The 6,619-nt window shown below is 74.0% G+C and carries 3 protein-coding genes and 1 pseudogene; all 4 read left to right on the top strand.

Annotated features, from left to right (window positions below):
* A partial coding sequence (locus AX737_RS22450) for a TerB N-terminal domain-containing protein (protein ID WP_066925040.1) occupies positions 1-2,240 on the top strand: 2,240 nt, incomplete at its 5' end.
* A gap of 4 nt (positions 2,241-2,244) precedes the next feature.
* Entirely contained in the window at positions 2,245-3,570 is a 1,326-nt protein-coding gene (locus tag AX737_RS22445; protein WP_066925038.1) for an ATP-binding protein, read from the top strand.
* A complete protein-coding gene (locus AX737_RS22440) occupies positions 3,545-5,812 on the top strand; it encodes a DEAD/DEAH box helicase (protein WP_012752933.1) in 2,268 nt (755 codons plus the stop codon). Before AX737_RS22445 ends, AX737_RS22440 begins: the two co-directional genes overlap by 26 nt.
* 244 nt (positions 5,813-6,056) lie before the next feature.
* Positions 6,057-6,619, top strand: a pseudogene (locus tag AX737_RS22435) (PD-(D/E)XK nuclease family protein); the annotation flags it as partial.

Genomic DNA, 6,619 nt, shown 5'->3' with positions numbered 1-6,619 from the left:
CCCCCGAGGCGGTTGCCTCCGAGGCGCACGTCGAGCCTGCCTTCACGGTCACGCCCCTACCCGACGATCCCGCGCCCGTGCCGCAACCCTCGCCGGAGGGGCGCGGCAAGCGGGGCCGGTCGGCGCGCTGGGTCCCTCCCGGCGAACCGGTCGAGATCCAGGGCCTGACGGTGACGGGAGGGCTGATCTACGTCGGCGAGAAGCTCGGGTCGGATCCGTGGCGCAGGGAGAACTGCCTGATCGATCCCGCGCTTCCCGTGGCGAAGGCGGGGCGGGGCTCGGCGACCGGCCTGACCTACTGGTGCCGGTACGACGGGCTGAACCCGGCGGGCCGCCGCGCCTACCTGGACTGGCTGGCCGGGGGGCGCTCCGACCCCGCGGCCAGCATCGCGCTCGTCTTCCTGTACTTCTACGGTCTGGAATACCGGCTGTTCAAGGAAGGGGTCGCGGCCGACGCGCCCGTGCTGGTCGCGGAGGTCGAGCGCCTGCGCGCGATCTACGGGGCGAACAGCTCGTTCCAGGCCTATGCGCGGAGCTTCGTCGAGGCCGCCCGGCTGTTGGTGCCCGCGGCGGAGGAGCGGCGTCCCGAGCTGAACCTCGACCCGAATTTCTACAGCTACGAACTGCCGCTCGCCGTCAGGGTCCATCTCGGCCGGAAGCTGGCCGACGGCCAGCCCCTCGACGCGGACGACGCCCTCCTCTGGCTGGCGGGCCTGCCCGACCGCGGCTTCCGCACGCCGGTGACGCGATGCCCGGACGAGTTCGCGGCGCTCTGGCGCCTCCGGTTCCCGGCCAAATACCCGAAGGGACTCAAGGTCGGCGCGCCGAAGGCGCGGATCAAGGCGTCCTATCGAGCCGCCAGTTCGACGTTCCAGGTGGACCTCAAGGCGCCGGGGTCCCTGCCCGATATCGCTGCCGTCTCCGCCCCCGTGAGGAAGCTCCGCGAGCTCGTCGAGGCCTGCACCGACGAGCTCGATGCGTTCAGCCGCTTCGTCGGCAGGCGCCCGGACGCCCGCGGGAGCGTGCAGGCGGCCCTGCTCCTGCCGCCGGACCTGGCCTGCGCAGGCGACGCGTGGACGGCCGTCGGCGAGCGCTGCGAGGCCCTGTTCGCCGCCGGAGCGGCCATGCCGGCCACGTCCCTGCGCCGGCTGCTTGAGGTGATGGAGATCCCGCTGCCGGAGGAAGGCCGCGTGCCGCAGGCCGGCGTGACGCAGCTCTGCCAAGCGCTCGACCGGGTCGGCATCGGCATCGAACCGGACCGCCGCTACGGGCCGGAACCTCGCGCCGGCGCCTCGGCCTCGGACGCCGATGCGGCGGTCGTCCTGTTCAAGGGGGCCGCCGGGGCACCGGTCGACGCGACACGCCCCGAGTACCTGGCGCTGCGCGGCGTCATCGAGGCCGCATGCCTCGCCGCGGCGTCGGACGGCGCGGTGTCCCAGGGCGCCGCCGACGGGATGCTCGCCGCGATCCGGGGCACCGATACCCTCAGCCTTGCCGAGAAATCCCGCCTGACCGCCTACGCCCTGTCGATCCACCGCAACCCGCCGAAGCCGCAGGGGATCCTGAGGCGGTTGGCGGGCCGCCCCCTGTCCGAGCGCCAGGCCTGCGCGCGGGCGGCGCTCGCGGCCGTCATGGCCGGCGGTCAAGCCAAACCCGCGGAGGTGCGGTTCCTCGAACGGTTGCACGCGTTCCTCGCGCTGCCGGCCGACGGGATCTACGCCGCCCTGCATCGCGGGCCGCTCGGGTCGGCCGCGTCGGCGGAGCCGCGGGGCGCCGACGGGAGCCAACCGCGCGGGGACGTCGGCGACCGCGCTTCCGGGCGCGTCGTCATCGACGCATCGCGGCTGGAGCGCGTTCGCCGCGAGACGCAGGCGGTCGCAAGCCTGCTCTCGGACATCTTCGTCGAGGACTCGGCGCCCGGGTCAGGTGCGGGCACGGTTTCGCCGCCGGGTGGCGTCGCCCCGGAAGCGCCCGCGCCGGCACCGGCGGACACGGGCCCGGCCGGGCTCGATCCGGCCCATGCCGGCCTGCTCGCCGCGGTCGCCGCATCCCCGGACCCGATGCCGCGCGAGGCGTTCGACCGGGCGGCCCGCGCGAACGGCCTGTTTCCCGACGGGGCGCTTGAGACCATCAACGAATGGGGCTTCGAGCGCTTCGACGAGGCCTTGATCGAGCACGACGACCCGGTCACCATCGCGGCCCACCTTCGCCTCCACCTGCTCCCCAGCACCACCGCCTAGCCCCATGCAGCCAGCCCCGACCATCCGCCCGCGGGACCGTGACGCGATCCTGCAGGCCCTCTCGGCCGGCGTCGTGCCGCGCACGGGCCTGCGCCACGTCCAGGTCGGGCGCGCCGCCGAGATCGCCGCCCTGGTGCGCGACATCGACCGCGTCGCCGACGAGGGGTCCTCGATCCGGTTCGTGATCGGCGAGTACGGGGCCGGGAAGACCTTCTTCCTCAACCTGGTCCGGCTCGTCGCCCTCGAACGCAAGCTCGTCACCGTGCACGCGGACCTCGCGCCGGACCGCCGCTTGCACGCCAGCGCGGGGCAGGCGCGGGCCCTCTACGCCGAGGCCCTGCGCAACATGGCGACCCGCACCAAGCCGGACGGGGGCGCCCTGGGCAGCGTCGTCGAGCGCTTCGTCACGGACGCGGTCAAGGAGGCGCAACAGGCCGGCCTGCCCGTCGAGCGGGTCATCGACCGCAGGCTCGCGCCGCTCCAGGACGAGGTCGGGGGCTACGACTACGCGGTCGTCCTGAAGGCGTACTGGCGCGGGAGCGAGGACGGGAACGAGGCGCTGAAGGCGGCGGCCCTGCGCTGGCTCCGCGGCGAGTTCTCGACGCGGACCGAGGCCCGGCAGGCGCTGGGCGTGCGGACCATCGTCGACGACGACAACGTCTACGACGCGCTCAAGCTGCTCGCCGCCTTCGTCCGGCTCGCGGGCTACGGCGGCCTGTTCGTCGTCTTCGACGAGCTGGTCAACCTGTACAAGCTCCAGAGCGCGCAGGCGCGCAACCAGAACTTCGAGCAGGTCCTGCGCATCCTCAACGATGTGCTGCAGGGGAACGTGCGCGGGCTCGGCCTGGCCCTGGGCGGCACGCCGGAATTCCTGCTCGACACCCGCCGCGGGCTGTACAGCTACCAGGCGCTCCAGAGCCGGCTGGCGGAGAATGCCTTCGCGAAGGGCGGCCTGGTCGACCTGTCGGGCCCGGTGATCCGGCTGCAGAACCTGACCCCGGAGGACATGCTGATCCTGCTGTCGAACATCCGGGCGGTGTTCGCCGGCGGCGACCCCGCCAGGCACCTCGTGCCGGACGAGGCGCTCGGCGCCTTCATGGGTCACTGCAACGACCGGATCGGCGAGGCCTACTTCCGGACGCCGCGCAACACGATCCGCGCCTTCGTTCAATTGCTTGCCGTCATCGAGCAGAACCCCGGCACGGGCTGGAAGGAGCTGCTCGGGCACGTCGAGGTCCGCAGCGACGACCAGGCAGATGACGCCGGGGCGGACGCCGACGTCCCCTCCAGCCCGGCGCCCGGCGATGAGCTCGTCAGCTTCCGCCTCTGAGCGGCGCCTCCGCGACGGGGCCTTCGACCGCCTCGCCCCGGAGGTCCGCTCCTGGATCCGGGAGCAGGGTTGGACGGGGCTGCGGGACATCCAGGCGCGCGCGATCGACGCCGTCCTCGACGGCGGTGACGACGTGTTGGTCGCCGCGGCGACGGCGGCCGGCAAGACCGAGGCGGCCTTCCTGCCCATCCTGACCCGGATCGCCGGCCGGGCCGAACCCGGCCTGGCGGTGCTCTACGTGAGCCCCCTGAAGGCGCTCATCAACGACCAGTTCCAGCGGCTCGACCAGCTCTGCGAGCGGATGGAGATCCCGCTTGTCCGCTGGCACGGGGATGCGCCGCAATCGGCCAAGGCGCGGATGCTGGCCAAGCCGGCCGGCATCGCCCTGATCACCCCGGAATCCGTCGAGGCCCTGCTGATCCGGCGTCCCGCCGATGCCAGTCGATTGCTGGCGGCGTTGGATTTCGTGGTCGTCGACGAAGTGCATGCCCTCCTGTCGGGCCCACGGGGGCTCCACCTGGCGTCGCTGCTGAGACGTGTCGAGGCCCTCGGCGCGCCGGGCAGGACGCGACGGGTCGGCCTGTCGGCCACCATCGGCGACGCCGAGGCTGCGGCGGCCTGGCTTCGCCCGACCGCGCCGGAGCGCGTCCGCCTGCTCCAGGACGGCGGGGCCGGCCTGGACCTCCAGCTTCGGATCCTCGGCTACCTGGAGCCGCTCGACGCCGACGGCACCGACGGGGCCGAGGCGGAGGGCGCGGCCGGCGCAGGGCCGGTGCCGGCACTCGACGCGATCACGGACCACCTGTTCGCCTCGCTGAGGGGCAGCAACAACCTGGTCTTCGGCGGCTCCAGGCGGCTGGTGGAGGCCCTCTCCGACAGGCTGCGGCGCCGGGCCGAACGGGGCGAGGTCCCCAACGAGTTCTTCCCGCACCACGGCAACCTCTCCAAGGAGTTGCGCGAGGAGCTCGAAAGCCGCCTCAAGGACGCGTCCCTGCCGACCACCGCGGTCTGCACCTCCACCCTGGAACTGGGCATCGACATCGGCTCGGTGCGGTCCGTCGCCCAGGTCGGCGCGCCCCGCTCGCTGGCGTCGCTGCGGCAGCGCCTGGGCCGGACGGGGCGGCGGCCGGGCGTGCCCGCCATCCTCCGGATCTACGTCCGCGAGCAGGAGCTCGACACGCGCTCCTCGGTCCTCGACGAGCTTCGCCAGGACGCGGTGCGCGCGGTCGCGGCCATCCGCCTGCTCGCCGCCCGCTTCGTGGAGCCGCCGCTGGCCAGCGACGCCGCGCTCGCGACCGCCCTGCTGCACCAGGTCCTGTCCGTGATCGCGCAGCGCGGCGGCGCCCGGGCCGACGCGCTCCATCGGCTTCTCTGCGGTCCCGGGGTGTTCGCCTCGGTGACGCCGGGCGACTTCGCGGAGCTGCTGCGCGGCGCGGCCCGGACGGGGGTGGGCCTCATCGAGCAGGCGCCGGACGGCACGCTGCTCCTGGGCGAGCGCGGCGAGCGCCTCGTCCACGCGCGCGAGTTCTACGCCCTGTTCGACAGCGGGGCGGAGTGGCGCCTGGTCGCCGGGACCCGGGCGCTCGGCACGATCCCGCTCACCAACGCGGTCGCCCAGGGCACCCTGGTCGTCTTCGCCGGGCGCCGCTGGCTGGTCGAGGAGGTGGACGAGCGGGCCCACGTCCTGCAGGTCTCCGCGCACCGGGGCGGGGTGATCCCGAAGTTCGAGCGGCTGTTCGCCGAGCCCACGCACGACCGCCTCCTCGCGGAGATGCGCGGCGTCTTCGAGGCCGACGACGTGCCGGCCTACCTCGACGCGCGGGCCCGCACCTTCCTCGCGGAGGGGCGGTCGGCCTACCGCCGCCTCGGTCTGGGACGCTCCCGGATGGTGCACACCGGGCGCGACCTTCACCTCTTCGCGTGGCGCGGCAGCGCGACGTGCGACGTCCTGGCGGTCATCCTGTCGATGCTCGGGTTGCCGGCGGAGCCGCACGACCTTGGCGTCACGCTCCCCGGGGTGAGCCCGGACGACGCCCGAGCGGTCCTGCGCAGGGTTGCGAGCATGGTGCCGGGCGATTTCGCGGCCGTCGCGGAGTTCGTCGGGACCATCCAGACCGCGAAGTACGACGAGCATGTTCCGGAGACGCTGCTGCGGCGCTTCTGGGCCCGGCGAAACGAGGGCGTCCTGGCGCGGATGCCGGGCTTGGCCGCCGAGATGCTCGACGGCGTGCCCGAAGCCTGACGCCCGGTGACGGGCGCGGCCGAGCGGGCCCAGGGGAAGCTGGCGACCCCGAGCGGGCCGCGCTGGGCACGGGCGCGCCGGGAAGAGCGCGCAAGCTCGCGCCCGGGCGCGGAGCCAAAGCCTCGGCCATCGTCAGGTTCGAGCAGGTTGTGCACGGCTGGGCCGGGGCGACTCGTACGAGCTTGACCGTTTCTTCAGCCTCGCCGGAGATGGGTGACGGTCGACGGTCGGGGAAATGATTCGCATGATGGCGCGCCGGACGGTGGTGATCCAAGGCCGCCTCGCCATGTCGGACGGCCGGCTGGCCGCCGCGCGCCGGTCCGACCATGGCGTCCAGCTCATGCCCGTGGAGCGCATGGTGGCGCGCCTCGCCGGGGGCTTCGCGCGACCGGTCGACGACGAGACGCTCAAGAGCCTTCTGCCGGCCGCCCTCGCCGAAACGGACCTCGGCGAGCTCGATCCCATCAAGACGCTGCCGGGCATGGTCGACGCCGCCGCCGAGACCGTGCGGAAGGCGTGGCTGGCCGCCTTCGACCTGGCGCGGTCGGCCGACCCGGCCGACCGGACCGCCTCGGTCCGGCGCCTGGAGGAGGCCGTCCTCGCCCGCCTGCCGGCCGGGATGATGCGGCCCGTCGACCTCGCCGAGGCCGCGCGGGCGCGTCTCGCCCACGCGCCGCGGGTGCTCGGGCCCGTCGAGATCGTCGGGCTCCCGGACGTGCCGCCGTGCTGGCGCGGCCTCGTCGCATCCCTGGTCGCGCACGTTCCCGTGACCTGGGTGGCGGGGCCGCGCTCCGTCCCGGATTGGGT

This window comes from Methylobacterium sp. CCH5-D2, from assembly GCF_001556475.1.
GTDB lineage: Bacteria > Pseudomonadota > Alphaproteobacteria > Rhizobiales > Beijerinckiaceae > Methylobacterium > Methylobacterium hispanicum.
This window is presented reverse-complemented; position numbering and strand designations above follow the sequence as displayed.